Consider the following 18,730-nt stretch of genomic DNA (forward strand, 5'->3'; position numbering starts at 1 on the left):
CTTGCTCGCGAAAGGTGTGCGCCGAATGTTCGCGAGCAAGCTCGCTCCTAAAGATTTTGGGGCTCGGATTAGCCCGAAGCTCCGCCTCAGAACTTATCAGCGTCGATGACGGCTTGCGCAAACGCGTGGGGCGCCTCCTGGGGCAGGTTGTGGCCAATGCCACCTTCGATGGCGCGGTGCTGGTATTTGCCCGAGAACTTCTTCGCATAGACGGCGGGGTCAGGCCGCGGCGCGCCATCGGCATCGCCCTGCAGCGTGATGGTCGGCACGCTGATCACGGGGAACTCCGCCAGCCGGCTTTCCAGGGCGTCGAACTTCGCCTCACCTTCGACCATGCCGAGGCGCCAGCGGTAGTTGTGGATGACGATGGCGACGTGATCCGGGTTGTCGAAGGCGGCTGCGCTGCGTTCGAAGGTGGCATCGTCGAACGTCCACTGCGGCGATGCGTTCTGCCAGATCAGCTTCGCGAAGTCGTGGCGGTACTTGTCATAGCCGGCCTGGCCACGCTCGGTGGCGAAGTAGAACTGGTACCACCACTGCAATTCGTTCTTCGGCGGCAAGGGCTGCCTGCCGACCTCCTGGCTGCCGATCAGGTAGCCGCTGACGGACACCATCGCCTTGCAGCGCTCCGGCCAGAGTGCCGCGACGATGTTGGCGGTGCGTGAGCCCCAATCAAAGCCGGCAAGAATCGCCTTGTCGATCTTCAGCGCATCCATGAAGGCGACGATGTCGGAAGCGATGGCCACTGGCTGCCCGCTTCGGACAGTCTCGTTCGACAGGAAGCGCGTCGGGCCATAGCCGCGCAGGTAGGGGACGAGCACCCGGTAGCCGGCCGATGCGAGCAGTGGCGCGACATCGACGAAGCTGTGAATGTCATACGGCCAGCCGTGGAGAAGGATCACCACACGGCCATCGGCCGGACCGGCTTCGGCATAGGCGACGTTCAGGACGCCCGCATCTACATGGTGAAGTGGTCCGAGCGATGTGTTCGCGCCTGTCGCGGGTGCCGGTGCGGCTGGAGCCTTCGGTGCATCGGATTGCGCATGCGCACTGCCGACGACGAGTTCGGCGGACGCCAGGGTCACCAGTGAAGCGGCCAGGAAACGACGGCGGTTGAAGCTGAACTCATTTGACATGGTTGTCTCCTTTTTTCCGCGTCAGGCTTTCTTTCGGAAGAGTAGGGCGTCGAGGCTGAGACGTCCTGCGCCATTGAGCAGCAAGGGGAGGGCGGCCACCAGGTAGATCAGCGGTAGCTTGTAGTTGCCGAATCCCTTGTCGCTGATGGCATAGCCCTGGGCGAGCTCCCCGAGGGTCGACCATTGTTCCGGCCAGTGCACGGCGGCGATGGCGACCACCGTCAACACCATCAGGGAGAAGACGGCAAAGCGAGTACCCAACCCCAGGATCAACAACAGCGGTGCGATCAGTTCGACCCACATCGACATCTGCCAGCTCAGCTCGGGCGGGAGCAGGTCGAACGGAAAGGGAAAGGCAGACTGGATATCCGTGAACCAGTTCTGGCCGTTCCATTTTTCCAGGCCGGACTCGTAGAACTCCCACGCCAGGAACAGGCGCAGGGGAATGTCGGCACTCCAGGCGCCTAGCCGGTCCAGGTGGTTGAAGACGAACTGCAAGGGGGAGAGGAATGCGACGCGGCTCATGACGGGTTCCTATGACAGTGGAAGGCGGTCGGCGGGATGCCGTTCAGCAGATGCTGACAAGGCTGCTTGTCCCGTATGTGTCCGCTACGAGCCCTCATGTATCCCTGTGTAGTGGCGACTCGTTACATCACGTCATCAATGATGTGCAAAGCCCCGTCTTTATCCCGCTTCGCCTGAACCCTAAATTCGCCTCCGACAACTGCCCATCATGTCGATGGGAGGTCACTGGAGAGCTGTCATGTCGTTCGTCAACGTGCGCATTACCCCTGAATTCACGGAGGCTCAGCCATGACGCCGTCCGTAACCATCGATTTCGTCTCCGATGTGGTGTGCCCGTGGTGCGCCCTGGGCGCGACGGCGCTGGACCAGGCCATCGCCAACCTCGCCGGTGAAGTCCTCGTCGAGCTGACCTACAAGCCGTTCGAGTTGAACCCGGACATGCCGCCCGAAGGCGAGGCCGCGACGCGACACATGATGCGCAAGTACGGGCGGAGCGCCGAAGAAGTCGCCTCCAGGAACGAGATGGTGATCGCCCGTGGCCAGGCCATCGGCTTCCATTTCGACCTGGAAAAGCGCAGCCACTTCTACAACACCTTCGATGCTCATCGCCTGTTGTTCTGGGCGCTGCAGGAAGGGCGGCAGAGGGCGCTCAAGAAAGTCCTGCTCCGCGCTTATTTCGCCGACGGCGAGAACCCGAGCGATCACGAGACACTCGTGCGACTGGCGAGCGAAGCCGGGTTGGATGCGGTGCGAGCACGTGAGGTGCTGGACACAGGCGCATTCGCCGAGGAGGTTCAAGAGCTTGAAGCGTTCTACCGTGAGCGCGGTATCCAGTCGGTACCGGCGCTGATCCTCAATGGCAGCCACCTGGTGTCTGGATCGCAGTCCGTCGAGTACTACGAGCAGATGCTCAGGCAAATGGTACAGGCCCCAACCGAGGCCTGATCAATGGGAGTGGGCGAGGGCGGGTGGGCCTCGAGGCGCTCACTCGAATAGCGTGAGCGCCTCGGCAGCGGATCAGCCGTGAAGGGCGTCTGACATGCCGCGTTCGTAGGCGCGTTGGTGCAATACGGTGACCTCCAGGCTAAGCAGAGCCAGGTCGTGGCGGTGACCGTCGAGGTCCTTCACGTGATTGCGCAGCACGGATTCCGGTTGGAAACCCAGCCGTTCAAACACGGCGATAGCTGAACTCTGGTCCACGGTCATCTGCACCGTCAGCTTTTCCAGGCCCATGCCGAGTGCCAGTTTGAAGCTCTCCTGAATCAGCGCGCGTCCCAGGCCGCGACCTTGCCAGGAGGGACGCACCAGGACCCGTAGGTCGCCGACATGGGCCGACCAGGACAGCGCATCGCTGACCACCGCGGAGCAGCCGATCATCTCGCCGTCCACGAAGGCGGCGAGACTGGTGACACCGCTATCCAGAGCGGATAGCCACGCCCTGATCACCTTGGGGTGGCCGAGATCGCGGGGAACGAAAAGGCGGTCGTGAATCGGCACCGCCTGGATGAAGGCATTGAGTGCAGGTGCGTCATCGGGGTGCAGCGGACGAATTTCGATGTTTCTGTCGTTGATCGATAGCGTGCGTGGGTATTTGCGTTGGGCATTCTGTTTCATACGGAGCGTTTCCCTAACCATTGATCAAGTGCCGGCCACATCCGTTTCACCGCTGCCGGTCCCGCTACCAGGCTGACATGGCCCCCCGGCAGTACCAGTTCTTCCTTGTCCAGGGAGGCGGTCATTTCCAGAAGCGGACGGGCGGCCGCAGGGGGTACCAGAGTGTCGTGCCGGGCAACGACGCTAAGCAGGGGAACCTTGATCCGTCCAAGGTCGACCGGCTGCCCGCTGATGCGCAGGGTGCCGTTGCTGAGGCTGTTCTTCCACAGGAACTCCTTGACGGTCTGGCGGTAGTAATCGCCAGCCAGGGGGAGGGTGTCGTCGCCCCATCCGGTCATCATGCGGTAGCCCCTGACGTAGTTCTCATCCCACATGTTGTCCCAGAGCCTGAGCTTGCCGGCAATGCGCCCGGCGGGCCTGAGCATGTCGAAGCCATTCATGATCATCCGTGCCGGAATGACGCCGAGTCGTTCGACCAGTTCGTCGACATCGAAGTGGTCGGGATGAGCAAGGCTGCGGTGCCAGGGAATCTGCGACCAATCGACGGGAGGCGTGAAGCACACCAGGTTCTTCAACGGACCGTCCGGGTTCAGCGCGGCGTAGATACTCGAGAGAATACCGGCCATGCAGTAGCCGACCAGGGTCACTTCCTCGGTACCGGAGTCCGCCTGGACGCGGCGAATGCAATCCGGGATGAAGTCGAGCACGTAGTTCTCGATCATCAGGTGCCGTTCCTCTTGCGTCGGCGGGTTCCAGTCCACCACGTAGACGTCGTGCCCACGGCGCAACAGGAACTCGATCAGACTTTGGCCTTTGGCCAGGTCGAACAGGTAGGCCCTGTTGGTCGTCGCCATCACCAGCAGCAGAGGGACCCGATACACCTCATCCGCGGTGGCGTGATAGTGATACAGGCTGAGCGTGCCGCGACGATGCAGCAGCGTCTTCGGGCTGGTCCCGGATTCGGGACGGGGAGAGGAAATGTACTCGAGCCCTTTAAGGCGCCGCTGTACCATTCGCCGGACTTCTGTACGCACCTGGTTTGCAAGAGCACAGTCAAAAGTCATGCTCACTTCTCCTTCCGGGCCCGACGGCCAGGGGCACTGGCCTTGGGCTTCCCGGCTCGCGTCCGGGCCTCGTTCAGGGCCTGTTCCGGGGCGATTTCGATGGGAATGCGGGTGCGCGGCGGACGAGGCACCAATGCCTCATCGGGTATGTCCGGCAAAAGCCTTTCGAGTTTTTCTTCCACCCGCTGCACGGCAGCCGCCAGCGAGGCGACCTCCGTTCGGCTGGGCAGATCCAGTCGTTCGAAGAAGCACGCCAGGGATTTGTCCAGGGTGTACTGGACGCCCAGCGAGACCTTGTTGAAACGGCTGAGCGTCTCGGCGAATTCCACCGTTTCCATTTTACGGGTGGCGAACTGGTTGATGCCGTTCTCGAGCTTGGTGAGGGTGTCGCGACAGAATTGCAGAGGGTCTGGGAACTTCGTATTGGCCATGACGGACTCCGGATTCAGGGGTTCGTGGGGTAGGTCTGTTCCACGACTTGTTGTTCGAAACGATTGGCAAGCCGAAGTCGAATAGCGGCCGATGGTGCCAGCCAGGGCCTCAGGAGCCACTGCGATGCGCAGGCCAGCCTAGGGGACAGTTGGCGCAGGAGCGCGTCTCTCCAGCCGTGGCTTGCAGTCAGGGCGGCCAGCAGGGAGGCACCGATCTCGCCAAAGGACGTCTTGGGCGACTGGTCGCTGATTTCCAGCGTGCGATCTGCAGCGGACTCACCCGCGAACACATGCGCCAGGGCCATGCCGGTTCTGTACAGGGCATCACGCCCCGCGCCGACCACAGCGTCGAAGTTGAGGAAACCGTGGAATTCGCCTGGGTAGTGCAGCAGCTCCACCGGCACTTTGGCAGCGCGCAAACGGTTGGCATAGTCGAGGCCGTCGTCGCGAATGGGGTCGAAACCGGCGCTGATGACCAACGCCGGCGGCAGGTCGTCGAGATTCGGATTGCGTCGCGGAGAAAGCCATGGCGCCGTGGGGTCCAGAGCTTCGGTGGCACTGGCGGTGACTTCGCGAATCATGCCCAGCAGCTGATTGCTGACGAAGTAGCCTTCGGCGTTTTCGGCCAGCGACGGGAATTCCTGCTGCAGATCGGTTGCCGGGTAGGCGAGTACCTGGAGGGCAAGCCGGGGACCCTTGCAGCGCGCCCATTCCTGGGCCACCGCCGCACAGATGTTGCCGCCCGCGGAATCACCTCCAATGGCCAGGCGGCTGCTGTCGATGCCCAGTTCGGTACCGTTCTGGGCAACCCATTTCAAGGCGGCAAGAAAGTCCTCGCGGCCGGCGTTCAGGTCGTGCTCCGGTGCCAGGCGATAGCGAACGGCAACGCTGACGCAGCCGGCAGTAGCCGTGATGTTGCGGCAAATGGACTCTCCGCTGTCGAGGTCGCCCACGATAAAGCCACCGCCATGGCACCAGACGAAGGCCGGCAGCAGCTCGCCGGTTTGGGCTGGCCTGAAGACCCGCAACGCAATGGAGCCGCCTGGCCCTTCGATCTGCACTTCACTGACCGCAGCCACCGGCACCTGCCTGCCCAGTGCCAGCGCGGACAGCCGCCAGAGTTGACGGGTCTGCGCCAGCGAATATTTTTCGACCGGGCGCAGGCGCGTCGCCAGGTTGACCAGCCGCAGCAGGTTCCTGGCATCGCCATCCAGATCGGCGCCACGACGGATTCGCGGCATGCCCTCGCTGGAGAGGGTCACATCTGACGGCTTAGCCGAGGGTTTGGTTTTACTGCCGTGTGCGTTCAAGTGGACGACCTCCGATGGTCTGGGTGAGCGAATGGCTTGCCTGCGCTCACGATATCCAGCCATACGAGGGTCGGAACCACTCCTATTAGGCGGGGTGGCCCACTCTCACCGGGAACATTCGAAATGCTCCCATTGACAGGTGAAATCGGATTTTCTGTAGGAGCGAGCTTGCTCGCGAAAAGATCCCGCCCAGGCTGTTCGCGAGCAAGCTCGCTCCTACAGGTTCAGTGCTAGTCCAGCCGGAATGAGGGGAGGGCAGATGCGTTATCGCGTCCGCTGGTAATCCAGGACCAGCGTGATGGCTCCATCCGCGCTGGATGAGACATAAGCATCAAGTGCTGGAAAACGAACCGCCGCCATCTCCAGCAGAAATTCCCCGGCCTCCTGGACCAGTTCGCGAGTCGGGGTCTCGAGCTGGGCGCTTGATCTTGCGAACCCGCTTGCTTCCACATCTGCAGCTGCTTGCTCGAACAGTTCTTCCAGCAGGACCAAGGTCTTTCTATCCATGTCATTGCCCTTCGACGCGAATGTTCGTATCGAGCCTGGGTTTCCGGCATCGACGCTCTACGCCCGGGTTATTGAGGACCCCTGGCGGCCTGATGCTGGCTATGCAAAGGGCGCACCTGAATGGATCGTCGAGAGTCGCGGGCGCGTCGAATGGCGGCAGCGGCGTAAGCAGACCGATTTCGAATGGATGAGCATGTGGCAGTTCCAGATCGGCCCCTGGGGATGGAGACCCGATACCGGCGAAGGAAATACCCATCTTCGGGCCAGGATGCATTCGAATCTGGGCAGCCTAGAGCCCCTGCATACTGAACGCTTTGGCCGCTGGCTCAACAGAACCGCTTACTAAGGAAAAGTGCGCAGGCTGTTCGGCATTACTCGCGTTATGTTTTAAAATAGCCGGTTGCCGAAAGAACCGTCATGACCATAGCCATGAAGGGCTTTCATCCTTTACAAGTAAGTGTGGTGAAGATGAACAAGCCTTTCATTTCGCTGTGCCCTGAAATTACTCGGGCACACGCGCTGACGCTGATGGATTGGTTGGAGGATGAGCGCGTCACCTGCTATCTCAGCGATTCGCGTCATGTCTCCCGCTCCATCGAGCAAGCCATCGATCGGACTCAATCGCCGATCCTGACCCATCTATTCAACCGGGGCGGCCGATTCTTCATGGCCTATGACCGGCATGACGCCCCGGTGGGCTTTGTCCGTCTCATCAAGACCGGCTCGAATTGCGAGATAGTCCTGGTCATCGGAGACAGCGACAAATGGGGCCGAAACCTTGGCGCCCGCACGATCCGCGAAGGCATGAAACTGGCCTTCCTCGACATGCGGGCCGAGAAGCTCATCGCCAAGATTCACCCGGACAACGCGCGCTCGCTGAAAGCCTTTCTGCGCAGCGGCTTTCTGCTTGAGAGCGAAACGCCGGCATTGAAGTCATTTTCCATGACGGCGGGGCGCTATCTCCAGTTATTGCGCGAAGGTGGCGTTGGCGACTCCACTGGGATCTACATCACTGAAATCGACAAGGCCAGGCTCGAGAGTCTGATCGTGCTCGAGCAAAGCCCGGCCGTTGTTGAACTCGAACATGAGCTAGAGCGAGCCATTGTCGTCAAGCCGCAGCAGGTGGCGCGCAATGTCGTCACGATGAACTCTAGGGCCTTGCTGCAGCTGGACGACGAAGAGATCGAAGTGGCCTTGGTTTACCCTGAAGACGCGGACAGCAGCGCTGGGAAGCATTCCGTGTGTTCCGACATCGGCGCCGCCATCCTGGGTTATCAGGAGGGGGACGCCATCGACTGGCGAATTTCTGGTCGGACCCGCCGGATTGAGATCAGGAAAGTGCTTTACCAGCCAGAGGCCGCGGGCGATTTCCACCTGTAATTGCGCCTTTAGCTCAGTGTTCGTCCATCAGGCGCGAAGATCCCCCAACGGACGGGGACGCGCTTTGCGTACCTGATGCGGACCGTCTGCCACAGGCCGCGCCGTTCACCGTCTATGGCAGTGCTGAAGCATACGGCTGACTGGCCTGCTGGATTGGCTGGAAAAGCGTGACCTGCTCAGAAGAAAGCTGAGCACCGAGGCTCGGCGCAGCTTCGCCCTGGAACTGACCCACGAGGGACACGATTTACCGAGCTTGGAATCGCATGGGTAGCCGGTTTTCGCCTTGTCGGACGTACGCGAGGGAGTGCGTCGCGGTAGAAGGAGGAAGTGCAACTAAAGCTTCTCGAATGTGCGGCAAGCGATTTTTCAAAGAATCAGTTCTCGAAATTTCGACTTGTTAGTTCTGAGCGCTTTTACTGGGGGAGGGACGAAATCACATTGGTCTGCGCCCAACCAAATATGCGATTTACCATAATATAGATTATGCGTACTTATGTATGGAGCGGTGCCAGGCCAACCTTCCAATCTTGTGAGTAACGGTTAAAAAATAGACTGCTGATGGCTAAAAAGTAGAAACCCAATCTATTCAATGCGTTATAGCGGAATGGCGAGAATCAAGTTGAGGTTATTTGCTGCGCGGCCGGCAGCTTTTTTTACCCGCAGCTCTCCTCTATAGGAATACGTGCTTGCTTTGGAGTCCCGCGTGCTAGAGGGCTCACAAAGAGCGACAGCAGATCATCGTTGGCTAAAAAGTGGACTTTCTGGCGCGCTGTCGCGATGTCAGTTAAAAAGTAGACTGCTGGGCTCGACTGCTATTCGATTAGCCCTTAGCGAAGCCTTCGATGCTTCATTAGCACTCGCGCGCGATCCTCTTCGTTTGATCCCTGCGTACCGGAAGATTTCGCAGTGCGAAAAAAAACAGCCTTTCATTACGGCCGGTATGTAGCTCGTGTGACCCGCCGATTGCTCCGTGGCGCTGCAGAGCTACGCTGCTTCAGATGTTGCATTGTCGTACTTGAGCTCTGATGGGTTGTCCATTCGCTTGCGGCCCGCGCGGCCGATAAATTTCGCACTGCGAAAAATCACCCCTTCGCGGTGGCTGGAACACAACTCGTGTACCGAGTCCTTGGGCCTGAGGCGCCACGAAGTTCCTGCTCCGTAGATACCAGCCATCCGACCTGCTCGTCACGAGTCGAACATTAATCCTTGTTGCTAGCCTTCGCGTGGTCGCTTGCTCGCATGCATGCCAAAAAAATCGCACTGCGGAAAACAGTCTTTAATAGTGCCTAGATGTGATTCGCGCCAAGACTGAATCTACCTCTCCGGCCCTCAATGAGATTTGACGGAGCGAAGCGGTGAAAAGTGTTTTCGTTCGAGGGATTATTTTGTTTTACTGAGGAGAATAATCTTTGAAAAAAACTCGTGACGGATCGCATGGCTTAAATAGCCAAGTCTTATCGGCATTTCTATCTAAATACTCCATGGGGACTAGAGAAACATTCACATATGCTTTGCGGAAAGTTTCTGAAGGATTGGGGTTTGGTGGTGATATAGAATCAACGGATTGGAGTTCCGTAAATGCAAGGGGACTACATGATTTGGTTGAGCATTGGTCTGAGAAAGGACTTGCCGTTACTACCATAGAGCTCTACATGAATTCGTTCAAGGCACTAGCCAGGGAGTTGTATTCCTGGCGGCTCATTTCTGCCGATCAAATTACCGATTTTCGGCGAATTCGACCGATGAGAGGCAGATACAATATGCAGGGTAAGTGGAAAGTGGTTGAGCGTCGAGTGCGAACTGCACTCCTCAAGGCGGCCAGCGAAGATCCTCGCCCACAGGGTGTCCGTGATGCCGCGTTGATCGCCGTATTGTTTGGTTCTGGGTTGAAACGTACGGAGGCTGTACAGCTTCGGGTGGAAAATGTACATCTAGAACAGGGAACTCTTACTCTGAACAGCATTCAGGGGAGCATCACTACTCTGCACCTTGCAGAATGGGCTCTTCCTTATCTATGCGCTTGGATGAATTTTCGCAGCGCGAGAGATCTACCCTCTGAAGGTCCTTTTTTCTGCAGAATAAGGAAAGGCGGCGACCTTACCGGAACCGCTTTAACCGGTCGCGGAGTCCATTTCATCTGTACGCAGGTGTCGAAGTTGGCTGGTTTGGAGATGCCCGTGCGACCGCAGGATGCTCGGATGACGGTAGGTGCGACAATCATAGCGGAGCACGGAGTCCTGGTTGGGCGAAAGGCGCTGAGGTTGAGCACACTTAACCGAGCGCTCTGCTACGACCAGCGATCCGAGGCTGATGTGGGTGAAATCATTCGAAAGTCCCAGTAGTTTTCATCGCCTTCATGCCCACATTTAACCTTTCGCGGTTTTTATGAGCCACTCTGCAAAGCTTACGAGATCCTCAAATTCGTTGAAGTCAGCAGTTTCGCGCTGCAAATGGAAACCACGGAGACCAGCGCTACAGGAACCAGCCACATCCGCCTCGAACGTGTCACCGATCATTGCAATAGAGCTCGGGGCGCAGCCGAAGGTATCTACCAGATGTCGATAAATCGCTGGTTCTGGTTTGATGGCGCCGATTTCAAAGCTCCAAGCATAGACATCAAACTTGGGAAGTAAGAGATAGGCAGGTATGGCGTACGGCGCCGCCAGATTGGAGCACGCACCGAGCTTGAAACCCGCGTTTTGAAGCATATTTAGGGCAACTAGCCCATCCTCAAATGCTTTGATGTTTGCCAGTTCGAAATGTAGATCGTGCTCCAGTTCAGACAATTTGGCGTGACTCAGGTGGCAGTCAAAGAGCGCCGCAGCACCAGCGAGTCCTACGTTATTTGTCATCAACGTTCGCGCGTCATCGGGGTGTGGTCTGCGCCCCTGGCTACGTAGCAATTTCATCAACTCTCGAAATGGATGGCGGGCCTCGCCGTGGCGAAGGAGTGTTCCGTACACGTCAAAAACAACAGCCTCTACAATGCTTTCCATTTCAACCCCTCGTGCTTTCGTGCTTACTAAAGATAAAGCTTTACTTGTGTGTTTACTAAAGGTGAGGCCATGGGCGGTGTCATCGAAAATGGATTTGGCCATATTTTCGTGCTGCTATTATTATTGGCTTGCGGTGTATTTTGGTTTTCGGCGAGTTTCTCTTTTCTTCATAAACAGCCTAGTTTCTCTATATATGGATCGTTTCTACAATCCCTATACCCCAAATTCTGGCGCAAAACCTCCTGATCTGGTCGGGCGTGAAGGTTTGCGCGATCGCTTTCTCGTTGCGCTAAAGCGTGTGCGAATCGGGCGATCCGCTAAAGGTATCGTTGTGGTTGGCTTACGGGGTGTCGGAAAGACCACGCTTTTGAACCAGCTTCGAGATGACGCTGAAGCTTCAAATGCTCTCATCGTGTACGTTAAAGCGCATGCTCAATTGTCCCTTCCTGCTCTGCTCACGCCTGGTTTACAAACAGTTCTCTTAAGGCTTGAGCGAGTAGAGTCAGCTCAGGCGGCTGCTTCCCGGGGCCTTCGGGGGCTCACTGGTTTTGTCAGAGCACTGAACGGGCGTTATGGAGATATTCCTGTCAGCGGATGCTACCAGCCAGAGCCAGGCTTCGCGGACAACGGTGACCTAGAGGGGGATTTGACAGAAGTGTTCGCGCAGGTGGGAAGCGCGGCACAGTTGGCCAAAGCTTCCGTTGTCATTTTGGTCGACGACCTACATCGTCTCGACGAGCGACAATTAGCAGCACTCATTGCAGCAATGCATAGGAGCGCACAAGGGGCTCTCCCGATTCTTCTGGTGGGTGCCGGCTACCCTAATTTGAGGGGTAAAGCCAGTGGCCTAAAGCCCTATACGGAACGACTCTTCGAATATGCAGAACTGGGACCTCTGGATCCAGAACACGCTAGGACTGCATTGGTGAAACCGGCCCAGGACAACGGGGTCGTTGTGGACGAAGCTGCAGCTGACTTGGTTCTCGATCTCGCCAAAGGTTACCCCTTCTTCATTCAGCAATGGGGAAAATGCCTTTGGGATACTGCACCGAGAAATCAGTTCACCGTCGACGTGGTGCAGTTTGCAATGCCGCGAGTGATGGCGGCGTTGGATCAAAACTTCTTTGCGGTTGGCACAGATCGATTATCCCTAGCCGAGCGACGCTATCTATGGGCCATGGCTGAACTTGGTACAGGCCCGCACCATGCAATCGAAATTTCCAGGTCCCTTGGCATGCCGTGCGAAGCGGTGGACTTTGTACGGCGCAGTCTCATCGACCAAGAGCTGCTCTGGAGCTCGGATGATGCCGGAACGTCCTTCGCGGCTCCCCTGTTTGACCAGTTCATCCGTAGATTCATGGATAAACAGCCATAACACTCTTACATCAGTTGGTATTGCTGGAAGGGTGAGTCCACTTTCTTGAGATGTAATATCCGATAATCACCAGACCCGGATATTGCTCTATGCTGCGCCGAAAGCACCAATCTAGATGCACTTACCCAGGTTGACCATTTCCATGCCGCGGCATCCGCAACCGCTTTTCGAGACCTTCGATCGATTTCACGAGCTCAACTTTCTCAACCTCAATGGAGAGCTTCCCCTGGTTCGGGACTTTGTCCTGAGCTGTGCCGGCGGCTGAGGGCTATCGAGCGGTCCGCGGATTTCTGAAGTCCTACGCGGGCAACGAGGCCACCTACAACTCCTACAGGACTCATGTCGAGCGGCTACTTCTTTGGTCCCTGCTGGTGGCGGCCAAGCCCCTCGTCGATTTGCGTCGACGGGATGCCGAAATCTTCATGTAGTTCTGCCTCAACCCGCCAGCCGACTGGATCGGCCCTGTGGTGAAATCCCGCTTCTTGCGCGTCGGTGGCCGCAAGAAACTGAATACCGATACCTATATCATCAATGAGCACTGGCGGCCGTTCAGTCATACGGTGGCCAAGCGCGAACGCAAGATCGCCGATGAAACCCTCGTCGCCCTCGATCCGATCCATGAACGCACGCTATTCATCGTTGCCACCCTATTTTCCATGTACTTGCGGGTACCTGACCTGGTTGGGCGTGATAACTGGACACCCACCATGGGCGACATCCGCCGTGATAGCACGGGCAACTGGTGGTTCCATGTGGTGGGCAAGGGCAATAAGGCGGCGAAGATCAGCATCCGCGATGACTACATTCAGAGCTATCTGGTGCGCTATCGCCAACACCTGCAGCTCTCTCCCCTACCCTCCGCCCATGAGAAAGCGCCGCTGATCAGCACCCTAAAGGGACGAGGTGGCCTGTCCGATCGGCATCTCCGACTGCTGTTGCAAGACGTGTTCGACAGCACGTTGGCGCGGATGGCCCTGGAAGGCTGGAATGACGACGAGATCGACCAACTCCGCTCGGCCTCGCTCCACTGGTTGCGGCATACCTCCGCTACTTTCGATGCACCCCACCGGGATATGAAGGACCTACAGGCTGACTTGCGCCACAACAGCCTCAGCACTACCCAGAACACCTATTACAACTCGTTGGACGAGCAGCGGGCACATTCGGTCAAGCGCCTTCCTGTTAAGCGCTAACTGCGTTGAGGGTCCTACATACAGTTCTGTATCAGGTTTTGCTGGCTGCAGCCGTGCTCACCAATATTTTGCTGGTCGATTCCAATGTCTGATCATCAAGTCTGGTCCAGACAAGTTCCTATCGGACACTCGTCTCGCGGCCCCTGACTCAATTGCAAAGAAGCTATCATCTAAACAGCGGAGATCATGGCGATGGAAGACCCCATGCATGAACGCACGCTCGCTGACCGCCAATACCTCTGCCCCAACGGCCAATTCGGCCTATACCTAGAGCAGGGCCAAGACCTGCCACTCCGTATCCAATAATGATGAGCGCAAACATGACTTCGACCCTTGCGCGTACGCCGCTGCGTGTGGCGACCTGCCTCATCCTGGCCCTCAGCGCGACCGCCCACGCCACCGAGAACGGCGTGGACAACATCGCGCCGGGAACCGATGGCTTCTTCACCCTGCCCCTGGACGTGGACAACCTGCCCGACCACCTGTTCGCCTTCGTTCTCTACTACAACCATTACAAAGCCAGAAAGCTGAACATCAGCTCCCAAGGAGGCGAGGTTCCCGGCGCCGAGATCACCTCGGATTCGATCACTGCGCGCCTGGACTACGTGAGCCCGCTGCGGGTCTTCGGGGGGCGGCTGGGAGGCTACGTCGCCGTACCCTACGTACGGCAGCGGGTCTCCGCATTTGGCCTGAACGACGAGCGGAAAAGCATCGGTGACACCACCTTGGCCCCGATCATCCTCTGGGACATGGGCAAGAACCTCACCCTGGGCGCCGCGCTGGAAATCACCATTCCCACCGGCGATTACGACCCCGGCCGGCTGGCCAACACCAGCAACAACTTCTACACGTACAAGCCGCTGTTTTCCTTCACCTTGCTGCCCACGGAACGCACCGAACTGTCGCTGAAGGCTACCTACAGCTTCAACAAGGAAAACCACGACACTGACTATCGCTCTGGGCAGATCTTTCATTTCGACTATTCGGCCAGCTATCGGGTGGCCGAAAACCTGCGCCTGGGGCTGAATGGCTACTACCTCAAGCAGACCACCGACGACAAACAGCATGGACGATCCGTGCAGTTCCTCGGCGAGGATGTGGATGACGGCGTGCGCGGCCAGGTCTTCGCCATCGGCCCGGCACTGCACTACACCTTCCTCGAGTACTGCAGCGCCGAGATCCGCTGGGCCAAGGAGTTCGACGTGGAGAACCGCCCGGAGGGCGACATGCTGTGGGCTAAGCTCAGCATTCCGTTCGAGCTCTGACCTTCCGGAGAGGACCGAAAGCTCAGGCAGGACACTGGGCTAGCGTAGCGTGCAGCGGACCTTCCCCCCACCCCCTAACCGGATACGGGTCAGCGCTCGACGATTTGCCTGCCCCGCCAGCAGGTCGCCGAATTGCAGCAGCACCGACTCGGACTGGATGGACCGCAGGGCCACCTGAACATCCGCGCTCAGGAATCAGTTAGCGTTCCAGGTCGGCGGCATCGAGGATGCGAAGGTTCAGGGTCTTGAGCAGAGCGTAACTTTCACCGTGCCGACCGTGGCAGGTCGCGCAGGTGCCTGGATAGACATTTTTTGCCATGGGCTGCCCCGGCTTGACCACCGGCTCCTTGGCCATCTCCAACCGCTGGCGGGCATAGTGGCCGCAGCCCTCCTCCTCTTCGCTCAGTCGCTCACGGCCAGTTCAAAAAACCGGCAGCGCCGTCTTGAAGCGGAGCCGCGAACGTAGTGGCACGGATGGCGTCATTCAGGCGTCGCCCAGCAACAATGTCGATGACAAATTCCTTTGGATCACCTCCACCAAAATGAAGGCGGGGGTAGTAGTGAATACCCACGCTGAACGGAGAACGGTCAGTTGATTTTGGAGGTCAGGGTGGAAGACTCGGAGCGACTGCGCCAGTACTACAGCGAACACACACTCGTGGTGATCATGACCCAGCTACGCGAGGGCTGTCTGCATCCCGTGACACCGCTGTACGCAGAGTTCGACTATCCACGTCCGCCGAACCATGAGGAGTACGTGGGATGGTTTGGTGTGCATGTGCAACTGCCATCAAACACGCCTGGCATTTGAAGCGAGCATCCTCGAGGTACCAGTGCGTGGCCACCATCCGGTACGGGCAGAGATGATCGTCAGTGGACTGGAGCGGCGAATGTCCCGTCTGCACCAATTCAGCGGCTTGGCCGCAGACGTGGCTAAGCGCATCCGCTTCGAGTTGGAACATGCGATGGTGCCCAGTTTAGAAAGCGCTGCCGACGCCTTACACGTCACTTCTCGCACCCTGCGTCGGTGCCTCCAGGCGGAAGCGCTCAGTTACCGCCAGATACTGACCGTTGTACGCATAGAGCTCGAGCCGTACTACGAGCTACAGGGCCTGGACCGAGAGAGCATTGCCTCCCGTCTGGGCTAATCGGACATCATCGTGTATCCAAGCGCCCGCAAGAGCTGGCAAGATTCCAATGCTAACTAAACATCCAGCTAGCCACTCAAGGGATCGATCGATTCGGTCTCGATTTTTAACATAACAGTCGTTGCGTTAAATATTTCACGCTGCTAGTCTCCCCTCCATCCGAGAGAAAACCTCAGAGGAGACAGCACCATGAACGACGCGCTACGCACGGCGTTTCAGGCAGACGGGGCGGTTCTGATCAAGGGCCTGCTGAACCAGGAGCAACTGACCCGTTGCCGGGCGGCGTTTGACTGGGCCTTGGAGAACCACGGTCCTCACGCGACCCGGATGTTCAATGGAACCGAGCAGCAATCCCATGTCGACAATGCCAACCCGCTTGCCAAGGAACGACTGGAAGAACTTGTGGCTTCCCTTCCGTTCGGCCAGCTGTTCGCTGATCTCTGGGGCTCGAAAAATGTCTGGTACTTCGCCGAAGAGGTGTTCCTCAAAGCCGGAGGGCATGGCTCCCGGACCCTCTGGCACCAGGACACCTCCTACCTGCCCTGGGCCGGCAACCACTGGGGTAATGCCTGGATCAGCTTCGAGTCCGTTCCCCGGAAAAATGCACTGGAGATCGTTCGCGGCTCTCATCGCGGCCCACGCTACGACGGCACCACGTTCATAGACCCCAACGATCCGACCCAGCCCCTACATGGCGGCGGCACCCTGCCCCGCCTTCCGGATGTCGAAGCCGAGCGCCGACTAAACCCTGACGCCTACGAAATTCTGTCCTGGGCCACCGAGCCCGGAGACGTTGTGCTGCTGCACCCCGGCTCGCTCCACGGTGGTGCGCCGGTCGACACCGACTTCCCGGATCGTCATACCTTCGTTTTCCGCTTCTTCGGCGACGACGCCACCTTCCACCCGCTACCGGAGAACAGCGATTCCGGCTACCCGAGACAAGGCGTCCTGTTCACCGAGCAGCTGTCGACCCTGAACGCCGGCGACCCCTTCCGCCACCCGACCTTCCGCCAACTCGTCTGACAGGAGCGCCGCGAATGAATGCCCAGAACCTGAAGCGACAGTCCATCAATCCGCCACCCACCCAGGTGTTCTACGACAACTTCCACTTCTCCCAGGCCACCCGCGTGGGCGACATGATCTGGGTGTCTGGCCAGGTCGGAATCGACGCCACCATGACGCCGGGCAAGGATGTCGAAGAGCAGGCGCATCTTGCCTTCCAAGGCTTGAAGAATGTGCTTGAAGCGGCAGGTGCCACCCTGGCCGATGTGGTCGAGTTGATGACCTTCCACACCGAGTTGCAGGGTGATATGCAGGCCTTCGCGCAGGTCAAGGACCAGTACTTCCCCGATCGTTACCCCTCCTGGACGGCAGTGGGCATCTCGCAACTGGCCCTGCCCGGGCTGCGCCTAGAGATCCGCGCGGTGGCCGTGGCCGGTTGCGCAAGCGACTGAACATCCCACAGCAACACTACCAACAACCCGCACAAGGACTTTTCATGGCAACCCTGACCGTCAGCTACCCCTTGACCGCCGAATCCCGTTTCGACCGCAACTACTACGTGACCACCCACCTGCCCCTTGCACAAGCCGCGTGGGGCGAGTTCGGCCTGCAATCGGCGGAAGTGCTTTTTCCGGCCTCAGGCTCGCAGCCCCTGGCCGGGATGGTGATCCTGCGATTCGCCGACCAGGCGGCAATTGATGCGGCCCTATCCTCGCCGAAGACGCTGGAAGTGCTTGGTGATGTTGCCAAGTTCACCAACATCAAACCGGTGATTTTCCGCGCCAACGACTGAGACGGCCATCGCCAGGGTGACCTGATGAATCGGCGGTCACCCCAGCGCTCCCGGAGTGCTTTATTCCAACAATTTCCCTATGCTGGGCCGCTCACCAACCAGTCGCTGCAGCCGGGCAGCGACTCTTCAATCTGACCTGACGACCTTCCAGAGCCCCCATGTCCGACGCCAAAGCCCGCCCTCAACCCGTATCCCAACGCACGAGTGAAAGCGAGTCCGAACCCGTCGCGCGCCGGGGCCGACCAGTCGGTGACCACAACGCCAAGCGCGCCGAACTGCTGGCTGCCGCGATCGCGGTGATTGCACAGGAAGGCTACGCCGGGGCCTCGATGCGCAAGGTAGCGCAGCACGCTGGCTGCACCACCGGCGCGGTGACGTACTACTTTGCCAACAAGGAAGAGATGGTCAGCGCCGTGGCGCAAAACCTGTTCGACAGGGTGGATGCCCTGCTGGAAACCAACCGCCCACAATTCGATATCAGGTCGCTCATCCGACAATGGCTGGATTGGACCACTTCCGACGAGCCGGACAATTGGCTGGCCTGGTTGCAACTGCTGACCCATGCCCGTCACGAACCCGCCTTCGCCGTCGTCATCAAGCAGCGTTACGCACGCTTCCGCCAGGTATTCACCGCAGTGCTGGAAGAAGGCCAGGCCAAGGGCAAGATTCGCGACGATATCGCGGCCGATCTGCTGGCCGACCAGGTCAGCGCCATCAGCGACGGTTGGCTGATGATGTTGCCAATCGAGCCTGAACGCTTCAGCGCGCAACGCGGCCAGGCCCTGCTCGATGCATTGATCATCCTGATTTCACCGCCCGCCCCCACCAAGCGCCCGTCCAGAGGCAAGGCATCCGCGCAGTAATCCATTCGCTCCCGGGCCCGTCGCAGGGCCCGTCGCCCTTCCCTCCCAAGCCTTCCTTGACTTAACCCCTCACTGCTCCTGAATACGCGCCACGCCCTGCGCCTGGTGCCGGTTGCGCGTATCTGACG

Annotated in this window: 20 protein-coding genes and 2 pseudogenes; 13 read left to right on the plus strand and 9 right to left on the minus strand. The window is 58.8% G+C overall.

Going from position 1 to position 18,730, the window contains the following annotated elements:
* Positions 1–86: 86 nt before the first annotated feature.
* Both DM872_RS06600 and DM872_RS06605 read right to left on the minus strand, forming a co-directional pair.
* Positions 87–1,136: an alpha/beta fold hydrolase gene (locus DM872_RS06600; RefSeq protein WP_179058708.1), complete on the minus strand. Its 1,050-nt coding sequence runs from the start codon at positions 1,134–1,136 to the stop codon at positions 87–89.
* A gap of 21 nt (positions 1,137–1,157) precedes the next feature.
* Positions 1,158–1,661 carry an HvfX family Cu-binding RiPP maturation protein gene (locus tag DM872_RS06605; RefSeq protein WP_179058709.1) on the minus strand — a complete coding sequence of 168 codons (504 nt, stop codon included), beginning with the start codon at positions 1,659–1,661 and terminating at the stop codon, positions 1,158–1,160.
* A gap of 288 nt (positions 1,662–1,949) precedes the next feature.
* Here DM872_RS06605 and DM872_RS06610 point away from each other — a divergent pair, with 288 nt between their 5' ends.
* On the plus strand, positions 1,950–2,606 hold the full coding sequence (locus tag DM872_RS06610) for a DsbA family oxidoreductase (protein ID WP_179058710.1): 657 nt from the start codon (positions 1,950–1,952) through the stop codon (positions 2,604–2,606).
* Positions 2,607–2,678: 72 nt separating this feature from the next.
* Here the strand turns inward: DM872_RS06610 and DM872_RS06615 are convergent, their stop codons facing one another.
* The 5 genes from DM872_RS06615 to DM872_RS06635 form a co-directional block, all read right to left on the minus strand.
* Complete coding sequence (locus DM872_RS06615) at positions 2,679–3,275, minus strand: GNAT family N-acetyltransferase (RefSeq protein WP_179058711.1); 597 nt, start codon at positions 3,273–3,275, stop codon at positions 2,679–2,681.
* A complete protein-coding gene (locus DM872_RS06620) occupies positions 3,272–4,339 on the minus strand; it encodes an alpha/beta fold hydrolase (RefSeq protein WP_256873304.1) in 1,068 nt (355 codons plus the stop codon). The genes DM872_RS06615 and DM872_RS06620 overlap by 4 nt, the downstream gene beginning before the upstream one ends.
* 2 nt (positions 4,340–4,341) lie before the next feature.
* On the minus strand, positions 4,342–4,770 hold the full coding sequence (locus DM872_RS06625) for a hypothetical protein (protein ID WP_179058712.1): 429 nt from the start codon (positions 4,768–4,770) through the stop codon (positions 4,342–4,344).
* A 14-nt stretch (positions 4,771–4,784) separates the two neighbouring features.
* A complete protein-coding gene (locus DM872_RS06630) occupies positions 4,785–6,032 on the minus strand; it encodes an alpha/beta hydrolase (protein WP_179058713.1) in 1,248 nt (415 codons plus the stop codon).
* A 312-nt stretch (positions 6,033–6,344) separates the two neighbouring features.
* Positions 6,345–6,587, minus strand: coding sequence for a hypothetical protein (locus DM872_RS06635; RefSeq protein ID WP_179058714.1), 243 nt, complete (start codon positions 6,585–6,587; stop codon positions 6,345–6,347).
* Between DM872_RS06635 and DM872_RS06640 the strand changes: the two genes are divergently transcribed.
* The 3 genes from DM872_RS06640 (at position 6,586) to DM872_RS06650 (ending at position 10,309) form a co-directional block, all read left to right on the plus strand.
* Positions 6,586–6,933 carry a hypothetical protein gene (locus DM872_RS06640; RefSeq protein WP_179058715.1) on the plus strand — a complete coding sequence of 116 codons (348 nt, stop codon included), beginning with the start codon at positions 6,586–6,588 and terminating at the stop codon, positions 6,931–6,933. The genes DM872_RS06635 and DM872_RS06640 overlap by 2 nt on opposite strands.
* 71 nt (positions 6,934–7,004) lie before the next feature.
* A complete protein-coding gene (locus DM872_RS06645) occupies positions 7,005–7,967 on the plus strand; it encodes a bifunctional GNAT family N-acetyltransferase/nucleoside diphosphate kinase regulator (protein WP_179058716.1) in 963 nt (320 codons plus the stop codon).
* Positions 7,968–9,376: 1,409 nt separating this feature from the next.
* Positions 9,377–10,309: a tyrosine-type recombinase/integrase gene (locus tag DM872_RS06650; RefSeq protein ID WP_179058717.1), complete on the plus strand. Its 933-nt coding sequence runs from the start codon at positions 9,377–9,379 to the stop codon at positions 10,307–10,309.
* A 24-nt stretch (positions 10,310–10,333) separates the two neighbouring features.
* Here DM872_RS06650 and DM872_RS06655 read toward each other — a convergent pair whose 3' ends face one another.
* Entirely contained in the window at positions 10,334–11,065 is a 732-nt protein-coding gene (locus DM872_RS06655) for an HAD family hydrolase (RefSeq protein ID WP_256873305.1), read from the minus strand.
* Here DM872_RS06655 and DM872_RS06660 point away from each other — a divergent pair.
* The 3 genes and pseudogenes from DM872_RS06660 to DM872_RS06670 all read left to right on the plus strand — a co-directional run bounded on the left by DM872_RS06660 (position 11,052) and on the right by DM872_RS06670 (position 14,796).
* Positions 11,052–12,338 carry an ATP-binding protein gene (locus DM872_RS06660; RefSeq protein WP_179058718.1) on the plus strand — a complete coding sequence of 429 codons (1,287 nt, stop codon included), beginning with the start codon at positions 11,052–11,054 and terminating at the stop codon, positions 12,336–12,338. The genes DM872_RS06655 and DM872_RS06660 overlap by 14 nt on opposite strands.
* A 142-nt stretch (positions 12,339–12,480) precedes the next feature.
* Positions 12,481–13,531, plus strand: a pseudogene (locus DM872_RS06665) (site-specific integrase).
* Between the two features lie 320 nt (positions 13,532–13,851).
* Positions 13,852–14,796: a SphA family protein gene (locus DM872_RS06670; RefSeq protein WP_179058719.1), complete on the plus strand. Its 945-nt coding sequence runs from the start codon at positions 13,852–13,854 to the stop codon at positions 14,794–14,796.
* A gap of 39 nt (positions 14,797–14,835) precedes the next feature.
* Here DM872_RS06670 and DM872_RS30850 read toward each other — a convergent pair.
* Positions 14,836–14,988, minus strand: a pseudogene (locus DM872_RS30850) (hypothetical protein); the annotation flags it as partial.
* Between the two features lie 400 nt (positions 14,989–15,388).
* Between DM872_RS30850 and DM872_RS30855 the strand changes: the two are divergent.
* The 6 genes from DM872_RS30855 to DM872_RS06700 all read left to right on the plus strand — a co-directional run bounded on the left by DM872_RS30855 (position 15,389) and on the right by DM872_RS06700 (position 18,602).
* Positions 15,389–15,607: an AraC family transcriptional regulator ligand-binding domain-containing protein gene (locus tag DM872_RS30855; RefSeq protein WP_179058720.1), complete on the plus strand. Its 219-nt coding sequence runs from the start codon at positions 15,389–15,391 to the stop codon at positions 15,605–15,607.
* Positions 15,608–15,686: 79 nt separating this feature from the next.
* Positions 15,687–15,944 (plus strand): hypothetical protein, encoded by a 258-nt coding sequence (locus DM872_RS06680; RefSeq protein ID WP_179058721.1) that lies wholly within the window; start codon positions 15,687–15,689, stop codon positions 15,942–15,944.
* 189 nt (positions 15,945–16,133) lie between these two features.
* The gene (locus tag DM872_RS06685) at positions 16,134–16,967 is read left to right on the plus strand and encodes a phytanoyl-CoA dioxygenase family protein (RefSeq protein WP_179058722.1); all 834 of its coding nucleotides are present in this window, start codon (positions 16,134–16,136) and stop codon (positions 16,965–16,967) included.
* A 14-nt stretch (positions 16,968–16,981) separates the two neighbouring features.
* Entirely contained in the window at positions 16,982–17,398 is a 417-nt protein-coding gene (locus DM872_RS06690; RefSeq protein ID WP_179058723.1) for a RidA family protein, read from the plus strand.
* Positions 17,399–17,442: 44 nt separating this feature from the next.
* The gene (locus DM872_RS06695; RefSeq protein WP_179058724.1) at positions 17,443–17,739 is read left to right on the plus strand and encodes an EthD family reductase; all 297 of its coding nucleotides are present in this window, start codon (positions 17,443–17,445) and stop codon (positions 17,737–17,739) included.
* A 158-nt stretch (positions 17,740–17,897) separates the two neighbouring features.
* Positions 17,898–18,602: a TetR/AcrR family transcriptional regulator gene (locus tag DM872_RS06700; RefSeq protein ID WP_179058725.1), complete on the plus strand. Its 705-nt coding sequence runs from the start codon at positions 17,898–17,900 to the stop codon at positions 18,600–18,602.
* Positions 18,603–18,730 lie beyond the last annotated feature (128 nt).

The sequence above is a fragment of the Pseudomonas taiwanensis genome, from assembly GCF_013393345.1.
Classification (GTDB): Bacteria; Pseudomonadota; Gammaproteobacteria; order Pseudomonadales; family Pseudomonadaceae; genus Metapseudomonas; species Metapseudomonas resinovorans_C.